Consider the following 25,157-nt stretch of genomic DNA (forward strand, 5'->3'; position numbering starts at 1 on the left):
TCTCGCCTGCACGATCACGGCGCGAGGGTCTTCGCCATTGTCAGCAGATGTATCGCTGCCCCGCTAATGGGGACGTGCCGACGGAGGGTTGCGTTCCCCCAATCGGGGCGCATATGCCAAAGAGCGGCCCGAATTCTCGGACCGCTCCAGGTCAGTGGCGCTACGTGACTGACGTGGCGTCAGAAATCGGATGCGCCACGTCTCACTGCGCGAGACCGGGGAAGAAGATCTTCAGCTCGCGCTCGGCCGACTCCTCGGAGTCGGAGGCGTGGATCAGGTTCTCCCGGACGATCGAGCCGAAGTCGCCGCGGATGCTGCCCGGGGCGGCGGCGATCGGGTCCGTCGGTCCCGCCAGCTGACGGACGCCCTCGATGACGCGCTCGCCCTCGACGACCAGCGCGACGACCGGGCCGGACGACATGAACGCGACCAGCGGCTCGTAGAACGGCTTGCCCTGGTGCTCGCCGTAGTGCTGCTCCAGCGTCTCCTGGCTCAGGCTGCGCAGCTCCAGGGCGCTGATCGTCCAGCCGGCCTTGCGCTCGATGCGGCCGATGATCTCGCCGATCAGGCCGCGGCGGACTGCGTCGGGCTTGAGCAGGACGAGGGTGCGCTGGGTCATGTTGGCTGGGCTCCTTGTGCGCCTTGGTGTGCGGGTCCCTGAGGCTACAGGGGGCCGCTGGGCCTGCTCGCCGTAGGGGTTCGGAGGGTGGGCGGCCAACGGCCGGTGGGGGCTGGTCGCGCAGTTCCCCGCGGTCGACAACGCTCCCCGGGTCAGACGGCGCTGGATCCCTGTTCCGCCCAGCGGGCCTTCGCCTCGTCGACCTTGCGGCCGAAGTGGACCGAGGCCCACCACAGGGCGGCGAAGCACGCGCCGAGGAAGAACATCACGGGGACCCAGATGCCGCTGACGAGCAGGGCGGCCTGCAGGGCCCAGCCGAGCTGGACGCCGCCGGGCCGGGTGACCATCCCGCAGAGCAGAACGCTGAGCAGCATCGCGAGGCCGCACACCGTCCAGACGACTCCGTTCGACAGGCTGTCGTCCTTCATCGCGACGAGCCCGGCGAAGCCGATGACGAAGAACTCGCCGATCAGCGTCGAGGCACACAAGGTACGCACGGTGGATCAGCCCCTCCCCAGAAGCAGCCGGGCTTCGCCGACCGTGATGACGGAACCGGTGACGAGCACTCCCCCGCCCGCGTACTCGCCCTCTTCCTCGGCGAGCGTGATGGCGGCTTCGAGCGCGTCGTCCAGGCGCGGTTCGACCTGGACGCGGTCGTCGCCGAAGACCTCGACCGCGATGGCCGCCAGCTCGTCGGCGTCCATGGCGCGGTGGCTCGAGTTCTGCGTGACGACGACTTCGGCGAAGATCGGCTCGAAGGCCTCGAGCAGTCCTCGTACGTTCTTGTCGCCGCTGGCACCGACCACGCCGATGAGCCGGCTGAAGTCGAAGACCTCGCTGATCGCCTCGGCGGTGACGCGGGCGCCCGCCGGGTTGTGCGCGGCGTCGAGCACGATGGTGGGCGAGCGGCGGACGACCTCCAGGCGGCCCGGCGAGGTGACCGAGGCGAACGCCGTGCGGATCGTGTCGAGGTCGAGCGGGCGCGCGTGCTGCGAGCCGATGCCGAAGAACGCCTCGACGGCGGCCAGCGCCACCGCCGCGTTGTGCGCCTGGTGCGCGCCGTGCAGCGGGAGGAAGACCTCCTCGTACTCGCCGCCGAGCCCGCGCAGGGTCACCAACTGGCCGCCGACCGCGACCTGGCGGGCGACGACGCCGAACTCCAGGCCCTCCCGTGCGACCGTGGCGTCCACGTCGACGGCCTTCTTCAGGATCACCTGCGCCGCGTCCACCGGCTGCTGCGCCATGATCACGGTCGCGTCCTGCTTGATGATCCCGGACTTCTCGGTGGCGATCTCGCCGGGCGTCGTGCCGAGCCGGTCGGTGTGGTCGAGGTCGATGGGGGTGATGACGGCGACCGAGCCGTCGATCACGTTCGTCGCGTCCCAGGTGCCGCCCATGCCGACCTCGACGACCGCGACGTCCACGGGGGCGTCGGCGAAGGCCGCGTACGCCATGCCCGTCAGGACCTCGAAGAAGGACAGCCGGAACTCCTGCTGGGAGTCGACCATCTCGACGTACGGCTTGATGTCCTCGAACGTCTCGATGAAGCGCTCGTACGGGATCGGGGCGCCGTCCAGGCTGATGCGCTCGGTGACCGACTGGACGTGCGGCGACGTGTACCGCCCGGTGCGCAGGTCGAAGGCGGCGAGGAGCGCCTCGATCATGCGGGCCGTCGACGTCTTTCCGTTCGTCCCCGTGATGTGGATCGAGGGGTACGCCTTCTGCGGCTCGCCGAGGACGTCCATCAGGGCCGCGATGCGGCTGACCGACGGCTCCAGCTTCGTCTCGCCCCAGCGCGTGGCGAGGTCCGCCTCGACCGCGCGCAGCGCCTTCTCCACCTCCGGGTCCTCGGGGCGCGCGGGGATCCCGTCGCCCTGCGGGGCGCCGCCCTGGGTGCGCAGGGTGCGGCTGCCCGCCTCGATCACCGCGAGGTCGGGGTCACGGTCGGTCTCGGCGTCCACGATGTCGTCGAAGGCGTCACCGGAGGCGTCGTCGGGCTCGTACTCGCTGCTGTCGCGCGGAGGGAGGTCACTCACGCACGCCAGTCTACGGAGCCCCACCGACAGCGGCGCGGATGCCACCCGCCACCGCGAATCGGGACCTTGGACCTGTCCGTTTCGGGACCTTGGTCCCACCGGATCACAGCATCGCCCTGCAAACTTGGCGATCATGGACATAGGCATCGATCTCGGCACCGCCAACACCCTTCTCTACGTGCGCGGTCAGGGGATCGTGCTGAACGAACCCTCGGTGGTCGCGGTGAAGGAGGGCGGGCGCGGGGGCGTGCTCGCCGTGGGGACCGAGGCGAAGGAGACCATCGGGCGCACCCCGGGTTCCATCACCGCGATCCGGCCGCTGCGCGACGGTGTCATCAGCGACTACGAGGCGGCCGAGGAGATGATCCGGCACTTCGTGCGCAAGGTCGTGCCCGGGCGACGGCCCCGTACCCGCATGGTCGTGTGCGTGCCGAGCGGGGTCACGCCCGTCGAGCGGCGGGCCATCGTGCACGCCGCCCAGCGGTCGGGGGCCAAGGCCGTGCACCTGATCGAGGAGCCGATGGCGGCGGCGATCGGGGCGGGCCTGCCGGTGGCGGAGCCGCGCGGGTCGATGGTCGTCGACATCGGCGGCGGCACCACCGAGGTCGCCGTCATCTCCCTTGGCGGCGTGGTCACTTCGCAGTCCCTGCGGGTGGGCGGCGACCGGCTCGACGAGGCCATCACCGATCACGTGCGCAAGGAGCACGGGCTGCTCATCGGGGAGCGGACCGCCGAGGACATCAAGATCGCGATCGGGTCGGCGTGGCCGGTGCCCGGGGACGACGCGTTCGAGATGCGGGCGTTCACCGTGCGGGGACGGGAGAAGGTCGCGGGGCTGCCGAAGACGGTCGAGCTGACGGTGCGGGAGGTGCGGGCCGCGCTCGACGAGCCGGTCGAGGCGATCATCGCGGCGGTGAAGGCGACCCTCGAGGAGTGTCCGCCGGAGCTGTCGGGGGACGTCATGGAGCACGGGATCGTGGTGACGGGTGGGGGTGCGATGCTGCCGGGGCTCGACCTGCGGCTCGCGTCCGCGACCGGGATTCCCGTCTTCGTCGCCGAGGATCCGCTGGACAGCGTCGCCGTGGGGTGCGGGAAGTGCGTGGACGACTTCGATGCGCTTCAGCGGGTCATGAGTGCGGCCTAGACAAGAACCAGCCCCTCCGGCGTTTGAGGAGCGGGGTCCGGGGCGGAGCCCCGTGAGCTTGATTCATGTGGGGCTGGACCGTGGCAGCTCGGCCCGGACCTCGTAGGAGTCCTCACCCCGGCCCGCCCAGAACTCGCCCCCCATGGTCCGCACCCGCTCCTCCATCCCCGCCGTGCCCGTGCCCGCCGACACCGGGGGCACCGTGGGTCTCGCGGGCGGGAGCGGGTTGGTCACCGTCACGCGCAGGCGGTCCGGGGTCAGGCGTACCGTCACCCGGACCGGCTGGCCCGGGGCGTGCTTCGCCGCGTTCGTGAGGCACTCCTGGACCACGCGGTAGATCGCCGCCTGGCGCAGCGGGGACTGGTTGTACGCCGTGTCGTCGACCGAGACCTCGACCTCGTTGCCCGCCCCGGCGCTCTCCTCCGCGAGGCGGGGCAGGGCCTCCAGGCCGGGGGTGGGGGCGCCTCCCCCGCTGCCGCGGCGGACCACGATCTCGTTCAGGAGGAGGTGGGCGCGGCGGGCCGTCTCGGACAGCTCGTCGAAGTCCTGGCCCCAGCGCTCGCCGCGGGCCCGGCGGGACAGGACCTCGGCGCGCACCGCGAGCATCGTCAGCTCCCGGCCCACGAAGTCGTGCACGTCGCCGGCGACGCTGGTGCGCTCGTCCTGCACGGCCTGGAGCAGCGCGGTCTCGGCGCCCTTGGCCTCCAGGGCGCGGACCAGGTCGACCCGGTTCGCGGCGATGCCGACGCCGGTGGCGAGCACCCCGACGGGCACCACCAGAGCGAGGAACTGGCTGACGGACTCGCCGCGGTGGGCGGGCCAGTCGGGCATCGCGTACGCGACGGCGCACACCGCCAGATAGCCGCCGCAGGCCAGGACGCCCGCCGCCCTGCCCCGGTAGCGGGCCACGGAGTACAGGGCGAACTGGACCAGCGTCAGCTCGTGCAGCCAGCCGATGAACACCAGCGAGACGGCGTACGGGAGCCAGGGCCCCCACGGGACGCGACGGCGCAGCAGCAACGTGGCGGCGCCGAGGGCGAGGACGGCCGTGGCGGCCGCACCGTTCAGCGCGTTGTCCGCCTGGGCCAGACCGGGGATGTCCAGGCTCATCAGGGCGAAGCAGCCCGCGGCCGTCAGCAGGTCGACGGCGAGCGGGGTGCCGCGCCAGCGCTCCATCAGCGACCACAGCCGGCCCAGACGGCGGCCCGCGGCTGCCGCCCGGCGCATCGGGGGTGCGGCGGCCTGGTCGTGCATGAGGTCCATCATCCAAGGTCCAAGTACCCGATTCGACCCGCTTAGGTCCTTAAATGAGTGATATGGGGCACTCTCGGCAGCAGTCGGGCGAACGCCCCCGACACGGCGCGGCACCGCGCCGCGCGTCCATCTGCCGTAAACGGCGAGCCCGTTCGGCGCGGTAAGCGGCCCGGGCCGCTCACCCAGGGTTCCAATCGGACCATGTGGTACGCACACCAACCCGGCCGCCGCACCCGGCAGGCCCTCGGCGACGGCGCGGCCCTGCTGTGGGTCGGCGGCTGGGCCGCCACCGCGGTCGTCGCGCACCGGCTCATCACGCTGTCCGCGGGACTGCACGCCCGGCCCCGCATCCCGCTGCTCGGTCCGCGGATGAACGGCACCCTGCACGACGTCGCCCGCGCCGGCGACCGCCTCGCCGGCGCCGCACCCTCCGGGGCGGGCCCGACGCAGGCCCTCGCCCTGCTCGCGGCCGTCGCCCTGTTCGTCGTGCCCGTCGGGCTGCTGCTCGCGCTGTGGCTGCCGCGCCGCCTTCGCTGGGTGCGGCAGGCCGCCGCCGCCCGCGACCTGGCCGCCACCGAGGACGGCCGCGAACTCCTCGCGCTGCGCGCCCTGTTGAGGCCCCTCGACGAGGTCGGCCGCACCGCCGACGCCCTCCCCGACACCACACCGGGCAGCCTCGCCGAGGGCTGGCGCGAGGGCGACCCGGAGACCCTCGACGCGCTCGCCGAGGCGGAACTGGTCCGGCTCGGGCTGCGCTCCGCGTGACGCGTGGCGCAGCCGGCGGGCGGGCGCTGCCGCTGCTCCTCGTCGCCGTCCCGCGGGAGGCCCACCGGCTCTTCCTCGCCGACCTTGAGGACCCCCGGTTCACCTACCACCTGGTGTCGACCGGCCGCGAGGCCCTGCGCGACCTGTACCGGTACCAGCCGGACCTGCTGCTGCTCAGCCTGCGACTGCGCGACCCCGGCGGCTGGGAAGTGCTGCGCCGCGTCCGCGAGATGACCGAGGAGCTCCACATCGTCGCGCTCGACCGGCGCTACCGGGAGTCGGCGGCGCTCCGCGCCCTGCACGAAGGCGCCGACGACTACCTGCACCTGGGCGTGCCGCACGCCCTGTGCAGGGCCCTGGTCGGCGCGCGCCTGCGCCGCGCCCGCCCGCCGGCCCCGGCGAGCCAGCTGCTCGACGACGGCCGCCTCAGCCTCGACATCGCGACCCGCGAGGCAGCGGTCGACACCGCCTATCTGCCGCTGACCCCGCTGGAGTTCGAGGTGCTGTACGCCCTGGCCCGCAACCCCGGCCAGGTGCTCAGCCCGGACCAGCTCATCCAGCGGGCCTGGCGCGACCCGGCCGCCGCCAGCCCGGCCAACGTCCGCTACGTCGTCCTGCGCCTGCGCCGCCGCTTCGAGGAGGCCACCGGCGCCCCCGCCCCGATCGAGACGGTCCGCGGCGTCGGCTACCGCTACCGCCCACCCACCTGACCGGGCCCTAAGGGCCCTAAGGGCCCTAAGTCCAGGACAAAAGCCTCGGTTTCCTCACATGTCGGCGCCTGCCACATTCGTACAACATTGCACAAACCCGGCTGCCATGCAGCCCCCGCACAGTCGACTCGTCGTACGGAACCCCCGTACGGAACGGACCGACTGGGCAAGGGACAGGCTCGGCAATGGCACTGGTCGCGGTGATCCCCGCGCACGACGAACGGGACCACATACAGGCGGCGGTCGGCGGTCTGCTGCGGCAGACCCACCGCCCCGACCGCATCCTGGTGGTCGCCGACAACTGCACGGACGACACCGTGGAGTTGGCGCGCGCGGCAGGCGCCGAGGTGTACGTCACCGAAGGCAACCGGCACAAGAAGGCCGGCGCCCTCAACCAGGCGCTCGCGACCCTGCTGCCGACGCTCGCCGACGACGACGCGGTGCTCGTCACCGACGCCGACTGCGCCCTGGACCCCGTATTCCTCCAGGTCGCCCTCGACCACATCACGCTCGGCTACGGCGGGGTCGGCGGCGTCTTCCGCGGCGACGAGGGCGGCGGCTTCGTCGGCCACCTGCAGCGCAACGAGTACGCCCGCTACGCCCGCGACGTCGCCCGCCTCCAGGGCAAGTGCCTCGTCCTCACCGGCACCGCCGCCGTCTTCCCGGTCCGCGTCCTGCGCGAGATATCCCGCTCCCGGCTGGCCGGAACCCTGCCGACGGGCGACGGCGCGGGCGGCATCTACGACACCACGGTCCTCACCGAGGACAACGAACTCACCTTCGCCATCAAGCACTTGGGCCACGACGTGATCTCCCCGGCCCGTTGCACCCTGGTCACCGAGGTCATGCCGACCTGGCGCGACCTGTGGCGCCAGCGCCTGCGCTGGAAGCGCGGCGCGGTGGAGAACTGCTTCCAGTACGGCCTGACCCGCGTCACCTGGCGCTACTGGGGCCGCCAACTCCTCACGTTCCTGGGCGTGTTGGTGACGTTCGTCTACCTCGGCACGATCGTCTGGGCGCTGTCCACGGACGGGATGCACATGCAGCCGTTCTGGCTGGCGATCACCGGCGTCTTCGTCGTCGAGCGCGTGGTGACCGTACGGCTGCGCGGCTGGCGCCAGATGCTCGTCTCCGCGTCCATGTACGAGCTGATCCTCGACTTCTTCCTCCAGGCCTGCCACGGCAAGGCGTACGCGGACGCGCTGCTGCGCCGTCGCCGCGCCTGGTGAACTCCCCCCGTCACAAGGAGCCCTCCTCATGTACAACAACGTCTCTTCGGCCGCCGGCACGGGCGCCGCGGCCTCCGGCGGCGCCCTCGCCGCGACCGGCGCCCAGGTCCTGTGGCTGTTCCTGGCCGCGTTCGCACTGATAGCCGTCGGTACGGCGCTGGCGCGGATCGTGCCGCGCAGGAACAAGTAGCCCGCCCGCACACACAGCAGGAAGGCCCGGAACCTCGCGGTTCCGGGCCTTCCTGCTTGCTGCTCCGGCCGCCTTACGCCTGCGGCAGGCGCTCCAACTGCGCCTGGATACGGGCGATGTCCTCGTCCGCCTTCACCAGGCGGGCGCGGATGCCGTCCACGACGTGGTCCGGGGCCTTGCCCAGGAACTTCTCGTTGCCCAGCTTGCCCTCGGCCTGCGCCTTGTCCTTCTCGGCGACCGCGAGGTCCTTGGCGAGGCGCTTGCGCTCGGCGGCCACGTCGATGGCACCGGACAGGTCGAGCGCCACCTCGGCACCGGCGACCGGGAGCGTCGCGGTGGCCGTGAAGTCCTCGCCCGCGTCCTGCAGCTTCAGGAGCTGACGGATGGCCGGCTCGTGCGCGGCCAGGTCCGTGCCGTCCAGGGACAGCCGGGCCGGAACGCGCTGCCCCGGCTTCAGACCCTGCTCGCCCTTGAACCGGCGGACCTCGGTGACGACCTGCTGGATCGTCTCGATCTCCCGCTCGGCGGCGGCGTCCCGGAAGCCACTGTCCTTGGGCCAGTCGGCGACGACGACGGACTCGCCGCCGGTCAGCGTGGTCCACAGCGTCTCCGTGACGAACGGCACGACCGGGTGCAGGAGGCGCAGCGTGACGTCGAGGACCTCGCCGAGGACGCGGCCCGAGACCTTGGCCGGCTCGCCGCCCGCCATGAACGTCGTCTTCGACAGCTCGACGTACCAGTCGAAGACCTCGTCCCACGCGAAGTGGAAGAGGGCGTCGGAGAGCTTGGCGAACTGGTAGTCGTCGTAGAGCGCGTCGACCTGGGCGACGACCGTGTTGAGGCGGGACAGGATCCAGCGGTCGGTCGCCGTCATCCGCTCGGGGGCCGGGAGCTCGCCCTCGACGGTCGCGCCGTTCATCAGCGCGAAGCGGGTGGCGTTCCAGATCTTGTTGGCGAAGTTGCGGGAGCCCTGGACCCAGTCCTCGCCGATGGGCACGTCGACGCCCGGGTTGGCGCCGCGGGCCAGGGTGAAGCGGACGGCGTCGGAGCCGTACTTGTCCATCCAGTCCAGCGGGTTGACGACGTTGCCCTTGGACTTCGACATCTTCTTGCCGGTCTCGTCGCGGACCATGCCGTGGAAGGCGATGGTGCGGAACGGGACGTCGCCCATGGCGTACAGGCCGAACATCATCATCCGGGCGACCCAGAAGAACATCAGGTCGTAGCCGGTGACCAGGACGGAGTTCGGATAGAACTTCTCCAGCGACTCCGTCTGCTCCGGCCAGCCCATGGTCGAGAACGGCCACAGGCCGGAGGAGAACCAGGTGTCGAGGACATCGGTGTCCTGGTGCCAGCCCTCGCCGGTGGGCGCCTCGTCGTTCGGGCCGACGCAGACCATCTCGCCGTTCGGGCCGTGCCAGACGGGGATGCGGTGGCCCCACCACAGCTGGCGCGAGATGCACCAGTCGTTGAGGTTGTCGACCCAGTCGAAGTAGCGCGGGGTCAGGTCGGCGGGGTGGATGTTGACGCGGCCGTCGCGGACGGCGTCACCGGCGGCCTTGGCGAGCGTCTCGACCTTGACCCACCACTGCATCGAAAGGCGCGGCTCCAGCGTCGTCTTGCAGCGGGAGCAGTGGCCGACCGAGTGCACGTACGGGCGCTTCTCGGCGACGATCCGGCCGTCGGCGCGCAGGGCGGCGACGATCGCGGAGCGGGCCTCGAAGCGGTCCAGACCCTGGAAGGGGCCGGGGGTGATGATGATGCCGCGCTCGTCGAGGACCTGGATGGTCTCCAGGTCGTGGCGCTGGCCGATGGCGAAGTCGTTCGGGTCGTGCGCCGGGGTCACCTTGACGGCGCCGGTGCCGAACTCCGGGTCGACGTGGGTGTCCGCGACGACGGGGATGCTGCGGTCGGTCAGCGGCAGCTTGATCTGCTTGCCGATGAGACGGGCGTAGCGCTCGTCGTCGGGGTGGACGGCGACGGCGGTGTCGCCGAGCATCGTCTCGGCGCGCGTGGTGGCGACGACGATGGTGTCCTCGCCCTCGCCGTACGTCATGGAGACGAGCTCGCCGTCGTCGTCCTGGTAGTCGACCTCGATGTCGGAGATGGCCGTCAGACAGCGCGGGCACCAGTTGATGATGCGCTCGGCGCGGTAGATCAGACCGTCGTCGAACATCCTCTTGAAGATGGTCTGGACGGCGACCGACAGGCCCTCGTCCATGGTGAAGCGCTCGCGGTCCCAGGCGACGCCGTCGCCGAGGCGGCGCATCTGGCCGGAGATCTGTCCGCCGGACTCTTCCTTCCACTGCCAGACGCGCTCGACGAACGCCTCGCGGCCCAGGTCGTGGCGGGACTTGCCGTCCTTGGCGAGCTCGCGCTCCACGACGTTCTGCGTGGCGATGCCCGCGTGGTCCATGCCCGGCTGCCACAGCGTCTCGAAGCCCTGCATGCGCTTGCGGCGGGTGAGGGCGTCGATCAGCGTGTGCTCGAAGGCGTGGCCCAGGTGCAGGCTGCCGGTGACGTTCGGCGGCGGGATGACGATGGTGTACGCGGGCTTGTCGCTCTTCGCGTCGGCGGTGAAGTACCCGCGTTCTACCCAGCGCTCGTACAGCGGCCCCTCTACCTCGGCCGGCGCGTACTGGGTCGGCAGTTCGGAGGTGGGCGCTGGAGTCTGCTGCTGAGAGTTCTCGGTCACGGGCCCAGTTTAGAGGGGTCACAGTCCCGTACTGAAACCGAATCCGGGGGACCGATCCGTACGCGCGTACGTCAGGATGTCGGGAGCACATAAACCTCGGGAGGGAACCCCAGTAATGAGCTACAACCAGCCGGGCCCATACGGAGGCCAGCCGCAGCAGCCCCAGCAGCCCGGACCGTACGGCCAGCAGCCGCCGCAGCCGGGCCCCTACGGCCAGCAGCCCCAGGCCCCGCAGCCCGGCTACGGGTACCCGCAGCAGGCTCCGCAGCAGCCCGGCTACGGCTACCCGCAGCAGGGCCCGCCCGGGGTCCCGCCGCAGCAGCCCTACAGCCAGCCCCAGCAGCCGGGCCCCTACGGCCAGCCGCAGCAGGACCAGTACGGCCAGTACCCGCCGGCTCCGCCGCAGGGCGGCAAGAAGAAGACGGGCCTCATCATCGCGGCGGTCGCCGTGGTGGCGGCGATCGGCGTGGGCGCGTACTTCGTGTTCGGCGGGAGCAGCGGCGGCAGCGCCTCGGTCGCGGACGACGGGGCGCACAAGCTGACGACTCCGGCGACGGTGCTCGGCGAGTACAAGAAGAGCGCCGACGACTCCGGCGACGGCTTCGACGAGCAGGACATGAAGGACGCCGAGAAGGACGGCCTCAAGAACGGCAAGCCGGTCAACGCCGGTTACGAGGTCAAGGACGAGGCCAACCCCCTCGCGGGCAAACTGCTTCAGTTCCAGGGCGCGTACGGCGAGATCGCCGACCCCGGCAAGCTCGTCGACGGCATGTTCACCAAGGCAGCGGCTGAAGCGGTCAAGGGCGACGGCGAAGACGACAAGACCAAGGGTTCGCTCATCGGCAGCCCCACCGACTACAGCACGGACGACTACGTCCTGAAGTGCCAGGAAGTGAAGATCGAGAACACGGACACGTCGTCCAGCAGTGCCGGAACCCCCAAGGAGATGCACGCGCCGGTCTGCATCTGGGGCGACCACAGCACCGTCGGCATGACCATTCCGATCACGATCGCGGACATGATGGCCAGCAAGAGCCCGGACCTGAAGGCTTCTTCGGAGCTCACCGCGAAGTTCCGCCAGGAAGTCCGCGTCAAGGCCTGACGGCCGCGACGACGTGAGAGGGGCCCCGGTCGGACATCCGACCGGGGCCCCTCTCACGTCAACTGCCTTACGACTACGCCGACTTCTGCTCGCCGCTGCCGCTGCCCCGCACGTCCCGCGGGATCAGCGTCGGGTTCACGTTCGAGTGGACGGCCTCCGCGGTGATGACCACACGGGCCACGTCCTTGCGGGACGGGACCTCGTACATCACCGACTGGAGGACCTCCTCCATGATGGCGCGCAGGCCGCGCGCGCCCGTGCGGCGCAGGATCGCCTGGTCGGCGATGGCCTCGAGGGCCTCGCGCTCGAAGTCCAGCTCCACGCCGTCGAGTTCGAAGAGGCGCTGGTACTGCTTGACGAGCGCGTTGCGCGGTTCCACCAGGATCTGGAGCAGCGCCTCGCGGTCGAGGTTGTGCACGCTCGTGATCACGGGGAGACGGCCGATGAACTCCGGGATCATCCCGAACTTCACCAGGTCCTCCGGCATGACCTCCTGGAACTGGTCCTTCTCCTCCAGCTCGCGCTTGGAGTGGATCGTCGCGCCGAAGCCGATGCCCTTGGCGCCGGCCCGCGCCTCGATGATCTTCTCCAGGCCCGCGAAGGCACCGCCCACGATGAACAGGACGTTCGTCGTGTCGATCTGGATGAACTCCTGGTGCGGGTGCTTGCGGCCGCCCTGCGGCGGGACCGAGGCCGTCGTGCCTTCGAGGATCTTCAACAGCGCCTGCTGGACGCCTTCGCCGCTGACGTCGCGCGTGATCGACGGGTTCTCCGACTTGCGGGCCACCTTGTCGATCTCGTCGATGTAGATGATGCCCGTCTCGGCCTTCTTGACGTCGTAGTCGGCGGCCTGGATGAGCTTCAGGAGGATGTTCTCGACGTCCTCGCCGACGTAGCCCGCCTCCGTGAGCGCCGTGGCGTCCGCGATCGCGAACGGGACGTTCAGCATGCGCGCCAGCGTCTGCGCGAGCAGCGTCTTGCCGGAGCCGGTCGGGCCGAGCAACAGGATGTTGGACTTCGCCAGTTCGATGGCGTCGTCACGGCCGGTCCCGCCGCCGTTCTCACCGGCCTGGACGCGCTTGTAGTGGTTGTAGACCGCCACGGAGAGCGCCTTCTTGGCGGCCTCCTGGCCCACGACGTAACCCTCGAGGAACTCGTAGATCTCGCGCGGCTTGGGAAGTTCTTCCCAGCGCACTTCGCTCGTCTCCGCGAGCTCTTCCTCGATGATCTCGTTGCAGAGGTCGATGCACTCGTCGCAGATGTATACACCGGGACCTGCGATGAGCTTCTTGACCTGCTTCTGGCTCTTTCCACAGAACGAGCACTTGAGCAGATCGCCGCCGTCACCGATGCGTGCCACGAGGTGCTTCCCCTTCGCCTGGGAGACGCCACGTTCAGCGGCTCCTGGTGCCTGTATCCGACGGTACCTTGCCGGGCCCCCCGTTCGGGCCCCCCTTGGCACGGTTCACTTTGAAGTGAACCGTGCCGGGGAAGGGCAGACGATACAACGCCTTGTCAGGCGATCGTCGCGTTGTTCATCTTGCGCGTCGAGATGATCTGGTCGATCAGGCCGTACGCGAGGGCGTCCTCGGCCGTGAGGATCTTGTCGCGCTCGATGTCCTCGCTGATCTTCTCCAGCGGGGTCGTCGAGTGCTTGGCCAGCATCTCTTCCAGCTGCGTGCGCATGCGGAGGATCTCGTTGGCCGCGATCTCCAGGTCGGAGAGCTGCTCGCGCCCGGTGCCACCGGAGGGCTGGTGGATCAGCACGCGCGCGTTCGGCAGGGCCATGCGCTTGCCCGGGGTGCCGGCGGCGAGCAGGACCGCGGCGGCGGAGGCCGCCTGGCCCATGCAGACCGTCTGGATCTCGGGCTTCACGAACTGCATCGTGTCGTAGATGGCCGTGAGCGCGGTGAACGAGCCACCGGGGCTGTTGATGTAGAGGTAGATGTCGCGGTCCGGGTCCATCGACTCCAGGCACAGCAGCTGCGCCATGACGTCGTTGGCGGACGCGTCGTCGATCTGCACGCCGAGGAAGATGATGCGCTCCTCGAAGAGCTTCGCGTACGGGTCGTACTCACGCACGCCCTGCGAGGTGCGCTCGACGAAGCGCGGGATCACGTAGCGGTTGTCGACCTGCGGGCCCGTGTAGAGGCCGCTGCCGGGGAAGTTGTTCATGATGGTCGGTGTTCCGTCCTGGTGAGGGAGGCAGTGGGCTTCGATCGTCGGCCGGCGCTCAGGCGCCGGTGCCGCCGCCGCCCGGAACACCCGTAGCGGCAGTGATGATCTCGTCGATGAGGCCGTAGGCCTTGGCCTCCTCGGCGGTGTACCAGCGGTCGCGGTCACCGTCGCGGATGATCGTCTCCACGGTCTGGCCGGAGTGCCGGGCCGTGATCTCGGCCATGCGCTTCTTCGTACGCAGCAGGTACTCGGCCTGGATCTTCACGTCGGAGGCGGTGCCGCCGATGCCGGCGGAGCCCTGGTGCATCAGGATGTCGGTGTTCGGCAGCGCGAAGCGCTTGCCCGGCGTACCGCCCGTGAGCAGGAACTGGCCCATCGAGGCCGCCATGCCCATACCGATCGTGATCACGTCGTTCGGGATGTACTGCATGGTGTCGTAGATCGCCATGCCGGCCGTCACCGAGCCGCCGGGGCTGTTGATGTAGAGGTAGATGTCCTTGTCCGGGTCGGCGGCAAGGAGGAGCATCTGCGCCGTGATCTTGTTGGCGATGTCGTCGTCGACCTGCTGGCCGAGGAAGATGATTCGCTCCCCGAGCAGCCGGCTGTAGACCTGGTCGCCGAGGCCACCACTGAAGGACGGCTCGCCAGCGGCGGAAGGCATCAGAATCGTCACGTATCCACCTGCTCGTCTCTGACGGCTACGCGCCGTCTCGCGTCTGTAGCTGGGGCCGGGAGCCGCGCTTGGGGACTCCCCTGCCCTCGTATTCATGGACCCTAACGCGCGGCCCCCTCCGGGGAATCCCGCAGAAGGAACTGTTCGCTGTGAGCGCAGGTTGCCGACCCCGCGCGGGCCATCCTGACGAGGCGCGACAGGCCCCCGGGACGGAATCCGTCCCGGGGGCCTGTCGTGGGGTCAGAGGGAGGCTCAGGCCTCCGTCTTCTCCTCGGAGTCGGTGGACTCGGCGGCGGCCTCCGTGGCCTCCTCCGTGGTCTCCTCCTCGTCGTCCTCGAGGTCGACGACCTCACCGTTGGTGTCCTTGACGGTGGCGGCCTCGACGACCACGGCAAGGGCCTTGCCGCGGGCGACCTCGCCGACCAGCATCGGGACCTGGCCGCCCTCGACGACGGCCTGGGCGAACTGGTCGGGGGACATGCCGGAGGAGGCGGCGCGACGCATGAGGTGCTCGGTGAGCTCCTCCTGGTTCACGTTCAGCTTCTCCTTGTTGACGAGCTCGTCGAGGACGAACTGCGTCTTGATGCCCTTGACGGCCTGCTCGCGCGTCTCGGCGTCGAACTCCTCGACCGTCTTGCCCTGGATCTCGAGGTACTTCTCGATGTCCAGGCCCATCTGGCCGAGCTGGTGGTGCTCGAGGTTGTGCTTGCGGGTGTTGACCTCGTCCTCGAGCAGCTTCTCGGGAACGGGGACCTCGACCAGCTCGAGCAGCTTCTCCAGGACGCGCTCCTGGGCCTGCGTGGCCTGGTCGTACTGCTTCATGTTCTCGAGGCGCTTGCGGCTGTCGGCCTTCAGCTCGTCGAGGGTGTCGAACTCGGAGGCGAGCTGGGCGAACTCGTCGTCCAGGGACGGGAGTTCACGGGCGGCGACCTGGGTGACCTTGACGGTGACCTCGGCCTCCTTGCCCTCGGCGGAGCCGCCCTTCAGCTCGGAGGTGAAGGTGGCCTCGCCACCGGCCTCCAGGCCCTTCACGGCGTCGTCGATGCCGTCGAGGAGCTCGCCGGAGCCGATGGTGTAGGAGACGCCGGAAGCGACGCCGTCCTCGAGGACCTCGCCCTCGACCTTGGCCTCCAGGTCGATCGTCACGACGTCGCCGTCCTCGGCGGCACGCTCGACCGGGGAGGTCGAGGCGAAGCGCTCGCGGAGCTGCTCGACGGACTTGTCGACGTCCTCGTCGGTGACCTCGACGGCGTCGACCTCGACCTCGATGCCGGAGTAGTCCGGGATCTCGATGGCCGGGCGGACGTCGACCTCGGCGGTGAAGTTCAGCGTCTCGCCGTCCTTCAGCTCCGTGATGTCGACCTCGGGCTGGCCGAGGACGTTGAGCTCCGCCTCGTTGACGGCCTCGGTGTAGAACTTGGGAAGCGCGTCGTTGACGGCCTCCTCAAGCACGGCACCGCGGCCGAACCGCTGGTCGATGACGCGGGCCGGGATCTTGCCCTTGCGGAAGCCCTTCACCGTGACCTGCTGGTTGATCTTCTTGTACGCCGCGTCGAGGCTGTCCTTGAGCTCCTCGAAGGGCACCTCGATGCTGAGCCGAACCCGGGTCGGGTTCAGGGTCTCCACGGCGCTCTTCACGGTTCGGTCTCCTTGGGGGCTGACTTCTTGGGTTCCTGCCCGGCTTAGAGACACACGGGCACGCAGCTTGCATAGTAACGGCACGCCGCAGCACACCCACAATGCGATCTTGAAGTCCGCCCCACAGCGCCCCACAGCGCGACTGAGCAGCTGGTCGGGGTGGCGGGATTTGAACCCACGGCCTTCCGCTCCCAAAGCGGACGCGCTACCAAGCTGCGCCACACCCCGTCGGTGCGACACGTAGGGTACATGCCCGCAGGCAGTGCAGCGCCCGCATTGCGGGGCGCGCGAGCGGTGCGTGACGGGGGCCGGGCAATGGGGTGTGCGGGCGGGGCCCGGGACCCGCTACGATGCCTTTCGTGCCGAGGTCACCGACCTGCGGCGCGCGCTGTGCGGGCGTAGCTCAATGGTAGAGCCCTAGTCTTCCAAACTAGCTACGCGGGTTCGATTCCCGTCGCCCGCTCTCGGCAAAGGGCCCCCGGCTCCGGATCCACCCACGGTGGACCGGGCCGGGGGCTTTTTCGTGTCCCCGGCCGGCCGGTCGCCCGTGACCTCAGAATTTGATCGCGCTGATGCTGTCCGCGACGGAGTTGAGGAAGTTGTTGATCGCGGGGGCCATTCCGGTCGAGGCCAGGAAGAAGCCGAAGAGGACCGCCACGACGGCGGGTCCCGCCTTGATCGAGCCGCCGCGCATCAGCACCACGAGGACGATCGCCAACAACAGCACCACTGACAGCGAAATGGCCACACTGATCACACCCTAGGTCGGTCCGCTCTCCCGGCCCGGGGGGCACAGCCCCGCACACCCCCCGCCAGAACCATCGTGCCACCAACGGGCCTTCCGTATGCGGTCGGTGACGCATCGTCGGCCACGCGCGTGCGGGGGCGTGGACGCCGCGTGGCCTTGGGGCGCATGAGCGGCGCACGTCGGCGGGGTGATGGCGGGGCGCGCCGGGGGGCGGAAATCGGCTTGATCGTTTCCATCGGCGCACATGCGGCCCACACATGCCTCTCGCATGTCACTCCCTGTTTTGTCGCGCTTTCCCCGCGGGGTGCACACAGAAGACCTGTGGGAATCGCCACGCTTTTACGCGTCTATAGCGGCCCGATATCGGCCCCCTATCGAGGTCTAATCGGGCCGCCGTTCGGCCCTGACGAATCCGGACAAAGTAGCCGTGTCCGGCGAGGTTGTTATGCCCTGTTTAAGCAGGATTAGCCGTGCGATAACGGACAGATCGCCAATCATTCGATGTCTTGTGTGTCATCTCGGACGTCATGTCGACTTCTTTGAATCCTGGGTACACGGGGGCAACGAGGAGGATTCGAGTTGAGGGTTTTACGAAATCCCATAGGCGCCGCTAAGGTGCCTCAGATGTTCCGCACCCCGCTGCCCCCGGCCGCCGGAATACCGTCGTCCCACCGCACTGCCACCGCTCCACCGGGTCCCGAGTCCGGCCCCGCTGCGGCCGTCGCTCCGGCCGCGGCCGCACCGCGGCCAAGACAGCGGGACGCGTTCTTCGACAACGCGAAGTACCTGGCCATCGTGTTCGTCGCGATGGGGCACACCTGGGAGCCGCTGACGGACGGCAGCCGTGCCGCCGAAGCGCTCTACATGGTCGTCTACACGTTCCACATGCCGGCGTTCATCCTGATCTCCGGCTACTTCTCCCGCAGCTTCGACATGCGGCCGGACCGGCTCAAGCGGCTGATCACCGGTGTCGCCGTGCCCTACATCCTGTTCGAGACCGCGTACACGCTCTTCCAGCGGACCGCGGGCGGCAACCCGGACGCCCCGATCAGCCTGCTCGATCCCTGGTACCTGACCTGGTTCCTGATCGCCCTGTTCGTGTGGCGGCTGACCACCCCGCTGTGGAAGGTCATCCGGTGGCCGATCCCGGTCGCCCTCGTGATCTCCGTGCTCGCGGCGGTCTCGCCGGAGCTCGGTGACGATCTGGACCTGCAGCGCGTCCTGCAGTTCCTGCCGTTCTTCGTGCTCGGCCTGTGCATGAAGCCGGAGCACTTCCAGCTGGTGCGGCGGCGCGAGGTGCGGATCCTGTCCGTGCCGGTCGTCGCGGCCGCGGTCCTGCTCGCGTACTGGGCCGCTCCGCGGATGACGTCGACGTGGTTCTACCACCGTGACAGCGCACAGGAGTTGGGCGCTCCGTGGTGGGCCGGGGTCGTGATGATGCCCGCCCTGTTCGGCTGCTCGATCGTGCTCACCGCGTGCTTCTTCGCGTGGGTGCCGCGGCGGAAGATGTGGTTCACGGTGCTCGGTGCCGGGACCCTGTACGGGTACCTGCTGCACGGGTTCCTCGCGAAGGGGTCCCGTTGGTGGGGCTGGTTCGACCCGGACTGGGTGCACACGCCGTACGGTCAGGTCGCCGTCACGCTCGTCGCCGCGGCCGTCGTGACCCTGTTGTGCACGCCGCCCGTGCAGCGCGTCTTCCGGTTCGCGATGGAGCCGAAGATGGCGTGGGCGTTCAAGAAGGACCCGAAGCAGGAGCAGTCCGAGAAGGTCGGGGTCCCGGTCAAGGGCTAGGGCCAGGGCTACGGCTCCAGGCCCAGGAGCGCGCGCATCTTCGCGTACTTCTCGGTCAGGCGGGTCCGCGTCGCCTCGTCCAGGACCGCGAGGCGGGCCGGGTCCGCGTTGTGGGCCAGGTCCGCCTCCTTGACCAGGCGGGCCCCCGGGGTCGCCAGGATGCGTCGCGCGTACGCCTCCGGCGCCTCCCCGGGGTGCTTCGTCAGGGCCCGGACGATCGCCTTGGTCTCCTCGGGCAGTGCGGCCTCGGTGAGCCACTGGTCGGTGAGGGCGTCGTCCTCGATCGCGTCGTGCAGCCACGCGGCCGCTGTCTGCCGGTCCGTGCCGCCCCGTCGTGCGACTCCTTCGGCCACCGCCTGGAGGTGTTCGGCGTAGGGGCGGCCCGCCTTGTCCTTCTGGTCGGCGTGGGCCCTGCGGGCCAGGGCCTCGATCTCCGTCAGCGTGAGCATGCCGTGAGCCTATGGCCCAGGGCCTATGCCCCGCGCCGCCTGTCGTTCACGGCCCATCGTGCGGGGATCGAGGTCGCCGCCAGGCCGAGGACGAGTGCCGCGCCCGCGAAGGCCCCGTACAGCAGCGGTGGCACGTAAGGCCCTTGGCCGGTGAGACCGTTCATCATCGGGATCAGGGTGGCCAGGGCGATGGCCGTGCCCAGGGCGATGCCCGCGCAGGCCACCAGGAGTGCCTCCCAGCGGATCATGCGGAGCACCTGGCTGCGGGTGGAGCCGATCAGGCGGAGGGTGCCGAGTTCGCGGCGGCGGTCGAGGACCGTCATCACCAGGGTGTTGACCGCCGCGATGGCCGCGAAGCCGCCGAGGACCGCGGCCATGGTGGTGTTGGCCCAGGCGTTGAGTTCTCGGTCGAGGGACTGGGCGGTGGTGTAGTCGGCGCGGGCGAGCGGGGTGCCGAGGGCCGACAGGGACTGCGCCGTGCCGCCCTTCGTCCACAGTTCCGTGTCGTACGGGTTGGTGACGTGGCCCGTCAACGCCGCGCGCGGGAGCGTCACTTGGGACAGTCCGAGGCCGCGTTCGTACGTCGCCGAGACCGTCGGGGCCGTCTTCGTCCCGTCGGGGAGGCGCAGGGTGAGCCGGTCGCCGACGTCGACGTGCGCGTTGCGGGCCAGGGAGGCGTCGAGCGCGACCTTGCCGGGGTCCGTGAGGTCGATCGCGCCCTTGGTGACCTTCAGGTCCTGGACCCGGGCGAGGTCCTTGGCCGTGCCGGTGACGGCCTGCGTCGACGCCGTCTCCAGCCAGGAGTTCATGGGGACGAGGACCGAGGTCTTGAGCAGGCCCACGGAGGACGTGACGCCGGGGGCCCCGGCCGCCTCGGCGACCGCGCCGGGGGCCAGGCCCGCCGCGCCCTCCTTCGACGTGACGATGTGGTCGGCGGTGATGCCCGCCTGCTGCTGGTCCGCGGCCACGCGGTCCTCGCTGGTGTGCATGAAGACCAGGACCGAGGAGAACGCCATCGCGAGGACGATCGGGGTGATCGCGGAGGCCAGACGGCGGGAGTTCGCGCGGGAGTTGGCGGCCGCGAGCGAGGCCGGGGCGCCGCCGCCGCGCAGCGGGAGGCCGAAGAGCGTGGCGCACAGCCGGGCCACGAGCGGGCCGAGCAGGGCCACCGCGAGCATGAAGCACATGACGATGCCGAGCGCGGTGTTGGCCGCGTCGTCGCCGGTGAGGTTCGCCGAGACGCCGGTGAGGATCGCGCCGCCGACCGCCGCCGCGATGCCGAGCGGGGTGCGGATCCAGCCCACGCGCAGCCGCTCGGTGGAGGCCTCGGCCAGGGCCTGTCCCGGCTTGATGCGGGAGGGGCGGCGGGCCGCCGTGTAGCCGGCGAGCAGGCCGGTGAGGACGGCGGTGCCGACCGCGACGAGCAGCGGGATCCAGGAGATGGAGAGGTCGACCGCTTCGGGGACCGCGCCCTTGGCCTGGAGCTGACCGAACCACCAGCGGGCGAGCGCGATGCCGGGCAGGCAGCCGAGGGCGCCCGCGAGCGGGGCGACCAGGAGGGTCTCGGTGGCGATGGTGCGGCGGATCTGGCGCGGGGTGGTGCCGATGGCACGCAACAGGGCGTATTCGCGGGCCCGTTGGCCGACGGAGAGGGCGACGGTGCCGGCCGCGGTGAACACGGCGACGGCGGTGGCGATGCCGCCGAACGAGCCGCCGATGCCGGTCAGGTTCTCCTTGGCGTAGGCGAGCGTGGAGTCCTCGACGGAGCCGCGGGCGTCGCCGGTGTACACCTTGGCGGCCGGGGATGCCGAAGTCGCCTGCTGCACCTGGGACTTGAGGGTGGCGGCGGAGACGCCGTCCTTGGGCAGGACGGCGATCGCGTCGATGCGTCCGGGGTGGCCTGAAACGCGTACGGCTTCGGAGTCGGTGAACCAGACGCCGGGCGCCGCCGTCGTGCCCGAGACGCCGTACGTGCGCTTGCCCTCGGGGGTGGTGAGCGTGATCCGGTCGCCGACCTTGGCGCCCGACGTGACGACCTCGTCGGTGGCCCGCGGGGCGCTGCCCGCGGTGAGCTTCTCGCCGGTGAAGGCGGTGGAGCCCCAGTTGTGCGCGTCCACCGCGGCTCCGGCGCGCTGGACGGGGAACGTGACGTCCGCGACCGCCGTACGCGCGCCGGGGGCCGAAGCGGCCTTTGCGACAAGGGAGTTGTCGAGGCGGGCGCGGTCCGGGAGCGGGATCGACTCGTCCTCGCGGTTCTCGCCGGAGCCGGTGACGAGGTGGGCGCTCTGGTCGGCGGCCACCAGCACGGGGGCGCCCGCATAGCGCTCCGGCGGGACCGAGGCACGCAGCCCCGTCTCCAGGAGGATGCCGCAGGCGGTGACGATCAGGGCCGACATCATGAGCGCGACGAACGTGCCGACGAAGGCGGCGGGCTTGAAGCGGACGGCGGCACGGGCGAGGCCGTTGGGCCGGGACATCAGGCTGCCACTCCGACCGGGGTGCGGGCCGTCAGGGTGCGCATGCGGTCGGCGATGCGGTCGGCGCCGGCGCGCTCGAGGTGATCGACGATCAGGCCGTCCGCGAGGAACAGGACGCGGTCGGCGTGCGCGGCGGCGGCCGGGTCGTGCGTGACCATGACGACGGTGGCGCCCATGTGGTCGACGGCGGAGCGCAGAAGTCCCAGGACCTCGGCGGCAGTTGTGGTGTCGAGGGCGCCGGTCGGCTCGTCCGCGAAGATCACGTCGGGCCGGGTGACGAGGGCGCGGGCGATGGCGACGCGCTGCTGTTGGCCGCCGGAGAGTTCGCCCGGGCGGCGGCGCCCCTTGTCGCCGAGGCCGACCTGCGCGAGGACCTCGGCGGCGCGGCGCTTGTCGGGGCGCTGGCCGGCGAGGCGCATCGGGAGCAGCACGTTCTGCTCGACCGTGAGCGAGGGCAGGAGGTTGAACGCCTGGAAGACGAAGCCGAGGCGGGTGCGGCGCAGTTCGGTGAGCCTGTTCTCGCTCATGCCGGTGATCGTCGTGCCGCCGAGGGCGACGGTGCCGTCGGTGGGGCGGTCCAGGCCCGCCGCGCACTGCAGGAACGTCGACTTGCCGGAGCCGGAGGGGCCCATCACGGCGGTGAACGTGCCGCGGGGCAGGGCGAGTTCGATGCCGCGCAGCGCGTGCACGGCTCCCCCGCCGCGGCCGTACTGGCGTCGGACGCCGCGCAGTTCGACAGCCCAGTCACCGCTGGATGCCGCCGCTCCCTGCTTGTCGTGGCGCTTCTTCCGCAGGCCCATGGTCGCCCTCTCGTACGTCAGTGATGCCGATGTATCGAACGTACGGATCCGGGGGTGGTCGCAGCCATGAGGGCGGCTGGCGAAACGAGGGTGGGGAGAACCCCACCACGGGACTTCCGGCCCTCCCTCCCCAGTCCTTTGGTAACCTAACTATTGACGATTCCTTGACGCCCCCTTTACCAAGGAGGAACGGGCCCATCGGACACGCGGACACCCTGATAGCCATGGGCGGCGCCTTTCTCGCCGCCGCCGTACTCGCCCGCCTCGGCGGACGCATCGGACTGCCCACCATCCCCCTGTTCATCCTGGCCGGGATCCTGCTCGGCCCGCACACACCCGGCATCGTGCTCGTCGCCGACCCGCACGACCTGGAGATGCTCTCCGCGCTCGGCCTGGTGCTGCTGCTCTTCTACCTCGGCCTCGAGTTCCACCTGGACGACCTCAAGGCGGGCGGGCGCAAGATGGCCCTCGCCGGCGGGACGTACCTCGCGCTGAACGTCGGTGCAGGGCTCGGTTTCGGATTCGCCCTCGGCTGGGGCACCTCCGAGGCTCTGGTCCTCGCCGGGGTGCTCGGCATCTCGTCGTCCGCCATCGTCACCAAGGTGCTCGTCGACACCGGGCGGCTCGGCAACCCCGAGACCAAGCCGATCCTCGGCATCATCGTGGTCGAGGACATCTTCCTCGCGCTGTACCTGGCGGCGCTGCAGCCGATCCTGTCCGGCGCCGACTCGCTCTCGGCCGCGGTCATGGACGGCGGGAAGGCCTTCGGGTTCCTGCTGCTGCTCGCGCTGGCGGCGCGCTTCGGTACGCGGGTCGTCGGCAAGCTCTTCCACACCAAGGACGACGAGCTGCTGGTGATCTCGTTCCTGGGTGCGGCCGTCTTCGTCGCCGGGGTCTCCGAGTGGTTCGGGGTCGCCGACGCCATCGGGGCGTTCATGGTCGGCCTGATGCTCGGGTCCACCGCGTCCGGCGAGCGGATCCTCAAGCTGGTGCATCCGCTGCGGGACGCCTTCGGCGCGATCTTCTTCTTCGCGTTCGGGGTGTCGATCGATCCCGGGGATCTGCCGAGTGTGGTGTGGCCGGTGCTTGCCGCTGTCGCGGTGACGCTGGTGATGAACGTGCTGGCGGGGCTGGGAGCGGCCCGGGTCTACGGGTTCGGCGCCGGGCCCGCGGCCAACATCTCTACGACGCTGCTGGCGCGGGGCGAGTTCGCGCTGATCCTGGCGACGATGGCCGCCGGCGCGGGGCTCGACGCGCGGCTCTCGCCGTTCATCGCGGGGTACGTGCTGGTGTTGGCGGTGTTGGGGCCGCTGGCGGCGGGGCGGGCGTCACTGCTGGCCCGGATCCTGCCCCGGGGACGCGCCGTAGCTTCGGTGCCTTAGGTGCCGGGTGCGGGTCTCGTCGTGGCTGAGCGCACAGTTCCCCGCGCCCCTGAGATGCCTCCGGCCCGCAGCCGACGACGCGAAACGCCCCGGGTCATGAATCCCGGCAGATCAGCAGCAGCGCCCGGTCGTCGTTGACGTCCTTGGCGACCGCCTCGATGAGGTGCCAGGCCGCTCCGTGGAAGCCGCCCTGGACGTAGCGGTCGGCCTCGCCCGTGAGGCGGTCGATGCCCTCGGCGATGTCGCGGTCGGAGGTCTCCACCAGGCCGTCGGTGAAGAGCATCAGGACATCGCCGGGGCGCAGCGTGCCCTTCGTCGCGTCGAAGTCGGCGCCGTCGTAGACCCCGAGGAGCGGGCCCTCCGCCGCCTTCTCCTCCCAGCGGCCCGTGCCCGCGCTGAGCTGGAGGCCCGGCGGGTGGCCCGCCGAGTAGAGCTCGTAGTCGCCGGATTCGAGGTCGAGGACCAGGTGGATGGAGGTCGCGAAGCCCTCGTCCCAGTCCTGGCGGAGCAGATAGCCGTTGGCCGCCGGGAGGAAGGCGTGGGGCGGCAGCGAGCCCAGCAGGCCGCTGAAGGCGCCGGCCAGGAGCAGGGCCCGGCTCGCCGCGTCCATGCCCTTGCCGGAGACGTCCGTCAACACCACTTCCAGCGTGCGGCCGTTGTTCGTGCGGGCCGCCACCACGAAGTCGCCGGAGAACGACTGGCCCCCCGCCGGGCGCAGCGCCATCTCGCGGTGCCAGCCGGGCGGGAGCTTCGGCAGGCGGCTCTGCGTACGGATGCGCTCGCGCAGGTCGAAGAGCATGGTGCCGCCGCGCCGCCAGGGCACGCCGACGCGGCTGCGGAACTGCGCTATGAGCAGGCCGAAGAAGCCGCAGGCCGCGACCGTGAGGACGGTGCCCGGGGTGACCCGGGCCGTGCCCTCGGAGTACGGGCCGAGCTGGACCGACTCCACGATCAGGGCCGCGGCCGCCGCCGCGTACAGGCCGAGGAGGCTGGCCGGGCGCAGCACCAGGCCGCCCGCGACGATCGGCAGGACGAGGACGGAGGGCGAGCACCAGACCGGATTGAGGATCGTGGCGAAGGCGATCAGCGGGACCGTCAGGAGCAGACCGACCAGGGCGATCCAGTCCGAGCCGTCGCCGCGGAAGTAGTCGACCCCGCTTCTGCGCACGGCGGTGCGGACCCGGTGGACTCGCATCCTCATCCGGGCCGGGAACGTCTCGGCCTCCGCGCGCTGCTCGCGCGCCTGCCGCTCTCGTCGTACCGCCATTGCTCGTGGA

The 25,157-nt window shown here is 70.5% G+C and carries 22 protein-coding genes and 2 tRNA genes; 9 read left to right on the forward strand and 15 right to left on the reverse strand.

Annotated elements, in window-relative coordinates:
* Positions 1-202: 202 nt before the first annotated feature.
* The 3 genes from ndk to ACIBUY_RS09265 form a co-directional block, all read right to left on the reverse strand.
* The gene (ndk, locus tag ACIBUY_RS09255) at positions 203-619 is read right to left on the reverse strand and encodes a nucleoside-diphosphate kinase (protein WP_365568589.1); all 417 of its coding nucleotides are present in this window, start codon (positions 617-619) and stop codon (positions 203-205) included.
* 152 nt (positions 620-771) lie between these two features.
* Positions 772-1,116 (reverse strand): DUF4233 domain-containing protein, encoded by a 345-nt coding sequence (locus tag ACIBUY_RS09260; RefSeq protein ID WP_399152238.1) that lies wholly within the window; start codon positions 1,114-1,116, stop codon positions 772-774.
* Positions 1,117-1,122: 6 nt separating this feature from the next.
* Complete coding sequence (locus tag ACIBUY_RS09265) at positions 1,123-2,655, reverse strand: folylpolyglutamate synthase/dihydrofolate synthase family protein (RefSeq protein ID WP_365568595.1); 1,533 nt, start codon at positions 2,653-2,655, stop codon at positions 1,123-1,125.
* Between the two features lie 133 nt (positions 2,656-2,788).
* On the opposite strand from ACIBUY_RS09265, the gene ACIBUY_RS09270 reads away from it, so the two are divergent.
* Positions 2,789-3,799 carry a rod shape-determining protein gene (locus ACIBUY_RS09270; RefSeq protein ID WP_365568598.1) on the forward strand — a complete coding sequence of 337 codons (1,011 nt, stop codon included), beginning with the start codon at positions 2,789-2,791 and terminating at the stop codon, positions 3,797-3,799.
* A gap of 63 nt (positions 3,800-3,862) precedes the next feature.
* Here the strand turns inward: ACIBUY_RS09270 and ACIBUY_RS09275 are convergent, their stop codons facing one another.
* On the reverse strand, positions 3,863-5,053 hold the full coding sequence (locus ACIBUY_RS09275) for a sensor histidine kinase (RefSeq protein ID WP_399152239.1): 1,191 nt from the start codon (positions 5,051-5,053) through the stop codon (positions 3,863-3,865).
* Between the two features lie 201 nt (positions 5,054-5,254).
* On the opposite strand from ACIBUY_RS09275, the gene ACIBUY_RS09280 reads away from it, so the two are divergent.
* From ACIBUY_RS09280 to ACIBUY_RS09295, 4 genes are all read left to right on the forward strand, one after another.
* Positions 5,255-5,818 (forward strand): hypothetical protein, encoded by a 564-nt coding sequence (locus tag ACIBUY_RS09280; protein WP_399152240.1) that lies wholly within the window; start codon positions 5,255-5,257, stop codon positions 5,816-5,818.
* Positions 5,815-6,528 (forward strand): winged helix-turn-helix domain-containing protein, encoded by a 714-nt coding sequence (locus tag ACIBUY_RS09285; protein ID WP_365568606.1) that lies wholly within the window; start codon positions 5,815-5,817, stop codon positions 6,526-6,528. Before ACIBUY_RS09280 ends, ACIBUY_RS09285 begins: the two co-directional genes overlap by 4 nt.
* A 185-nt stretch (positions 6,529-6,713) precedes the next feature.
* A complete protein-coding gene (locus tag ACIBUY_RS09290; RefSeq protein ID WP_399152241.1) occupies positions 6,714-7,757 on the forward strand; it encodes a glycosyltransferase in 1,044 nt (347 codons plus the stop codon).
* A gap of 28 nt (positions 7,758-7,785) precedes the next feature.
* The gene (locus ACIBUY_RS09295) at positions 7,786-7,947 is read left to right on the forward strand and encodes a peptidase (RefSeq protein WP_365568612.1); all 162 of its coding nucleotides are present in this window, start codon (positions 7,786-7,788) and stop codon (positions 7,945-7,947) included.
* Between the two features lie 73 nt (positions 7,948-8,020).
* On the opposite strand, the gene ACIBUY_RS09300 is transcribed toward ACIBUY_RS09295, so the two are convergent.
* Positions 8,021-10,642 carry a valine--tRNA ligase gene (locus tag ACIBUY_RS09300; protein ID WP_365568615.1) on the reverse strand — a complete coding sequence of 874 codons (2,622 nt, stop codon included), beginning with the start codon at positions 10,640-10,642 and terminating at the stop codon, positions 8,021-8,023.
* Between the two features lie 115 nt (positions 10,643-10,757).
* Here ACIBUY_RS09300 and ACIBUY_RS09305 point away from each other — a divergent pair, with 115 nt between their 5' ends.
* Positions 10,758-11,744 carry a hypothetical protein gene (locus tag ACIBUY_RS09305; RefSeq protein ID WP_399152242.1) on the forward strand — a complete coding sequence of 329 codons (987 nt, stop codon included), beginning with the start codon at positions 10,758-10,760 and terminating at the stop codon, positions 11,742-11,744.
* A 73-nt stretch (positions 11,745-11,817) separates the two neighbouring features.
* On the opposite strand, the gene clpX is transcribed toward ACIBUY_RS09305, so the two are convergent.
* The 5 genes from clpX to ACIBUY_RS09330 all read right to left on the reverse strand — a co-directional run bounded on the left by clpX (position 11,818) and on the right by ACIBUY_RS09330 (position 16,461).
* Positions 11,818-13,104, reverse strand: a complete 1,287-nt coding sequence (gene clpX, locus ACIBUY_RS09310) for an ATP-dependent Clp protease ATP-binding subunit ClpX (RefSeq protein ID WP_365568621.1) — start codon at positions 13,102-13,104, stop codon at positions 11,818-11,820.
* A 155-nt stretch (positions 13,105-13,259) separates the two neighbouring features.
* Complete coding sequence (locus ACIBUY_RS09315) at positions 13,260-13,919, reverse strand: ATP-dependent Clp protease proteolytic subunit (RefSeq protein ID WP_365568624.1); 660 nt, start codon at positions 13,917-13,919, stop codon at positions 13,260-13,262.
* Between the two features lie 58 nt (positions 13,920-13,977).
* Complete coding sequence (locus tag ACIBUY_RS09320; protein ID WP_365568735.1) at positions 13,978-14,583, reverse strand: ATP-dependent Clp protease proteolytic subunit; 606 nt, start codon at positions 14,581-14,583, stop codon at positions 13,978-13,980.
* Between the two features lie 264 nt (positions 14,584-14,847).
* Complete coding sequence (gene tig, locus ACIBUY_RS09325) at positions 14,848-16,233, reverse strand: trigger factor (RefSeq protein ID WP_365568627.1); 1,386 nt, start codon at positions 16,231-16,233, stop codon at positions 14,848-14,850.
* Between the two features lie 151 nt (positions 16,234-16,384).
* A tRNA-Pro gene (locus ACIBUY_RS09330) sits at positions 16,385-16,461 on the reverse strand.
* A 164-nt stretch (positions 16,462-16,625) separates the two neighbouring features.
* On the opposite strand from ACIBUY_RS09330, the gene ACIBUY_RS09335 reads away from it, so the two are divergent.
* Positions 16,626-16,696 (forward strand) — tRNA-Gly (locus ACIBUY_RS09335).
* Positions 16,697-16,786: 90 nt separating this feature from the next.
* Here ACIBUY_RS09335 and ACIBUY_RS09340 read toward each other — a convergent pair.
* Entirely contained in the window at positions 16,787-16,981 is a 195-nt protein-coding gene (locus tag ACIBUY_RS09340) for a hypothetical protein (protein ID WP_207822950.1), read from the reverse strand.
* Between the two features lie 624 nt (positions 16,982-17,605).
* Here ACIBUY_RS09340 and ACIBUY_RS09345 point away from each other — a divergent pair.
* Positions 17,606-18,772, forward strand: a complete 1,167-nt coding sequence (locus ACIBUY_RS09345) for an acyltransferase family protein (protein WP_399152243.1) — start codon at positions 17,606-17,608, stop codon at positions 18,770-18,772.
* Positions 18,773-18,780: 8 nt separating this feature from the next.
* Here the strand turns inward: ACIBUY_RS09345 and ACIBUY_RS09350 are convergent, their stop codons facing one another.
* Genes ACIBUY_RS09350 through ACIBUY_RS09360 form a run of 3 tightly spaced genes read right to left on the reverse strand, consistent with a single transcriptional unit; the run spans position 18,781 to position 22,498 of the window.
* Positions 18,781-19,221, reverse strand: coding sequence for an HD domain-containing protein (locus tag ACIBUY_RS09350; protein ID WP_365568634.1), 441 nt, complete (start codon positions 19,219-19,221; stop codon positions 18,781-18,783).
* A gap of 23 nt (positions 19,222-19,244) precedes the next feature.
* The gene (locus ACIBUY_RS09355; protein WP_399152244.1) at positions 19,245-21,698 is read right to left on the reverse strand and encodes an FtsX-like permease family protein; all 2,454 of its coding nucleotides are present in this window, start codon (positions 21,696-21,698) and stop codon (positions 19,245-19,247) included.
* Positions 21,698-22,498 (reverse strand): ABC transporter ATP-binding protein, encoded by an 801-nt coding sequence (locus ACIBUY_RS09360; protein WP_399152245.1) that lies wholly within the window; start codon positions 22,496-22,498, stop codon positions 21,698-21,700. The genes ACIBUY_RS09355 and ACIBUY_RS09360 overlap by 1 nt, the downstream gene beginning before the upstream one ends.
* Before the next feature lie 224 nt (positions 22,499-22,722).
* Between ACIBUY_RS09360 and ACIBUY_RS09365 the strand changes: the two genes are divergently transcribed.
* The gene (locus ACIBUY_RS09365) at positions 22,723-23,880 is read left to right on the forward strand and encodes a cation:proton antiporter (RefSeq protein WP_365568642.1); all 1,158 of its coding nucleotides are present in this window, start codon (positions 22,723-22,725) and stop codon (positions 23,878-23,880) included.
* Positions 23,881-23,974: 94 nt separating this feature from the next.
* Here the strand turns inward: ACIBUY_RS09365 and ACIBUY_RS09370 are convergent, their stop codons facing one another.
* On the reverse strand, positions 23,975-25,147 hold the full coding sequence (locus ACIBUY_RS09370) for a PP2C family protein-serine/threonine phosphatase (protein WP_365568645.1): 1,173 nt from the start codon (positions 25,145-25,147) through the stop codon (positions 23,975-23,977).
* Positions 25,148-25,157: the final 10 nt, after the last annotated feature.

The sequence above is a fragment of the Streptomyces sp. NPDC050085 genome (assembly GCF_044460595.1).
Taxonomy (GTDB): domain Bacteria; phylum Actinomycetota; class Actinomycetes; order Streptomycetales; family Streptomycetaceae; genus Streptomyces.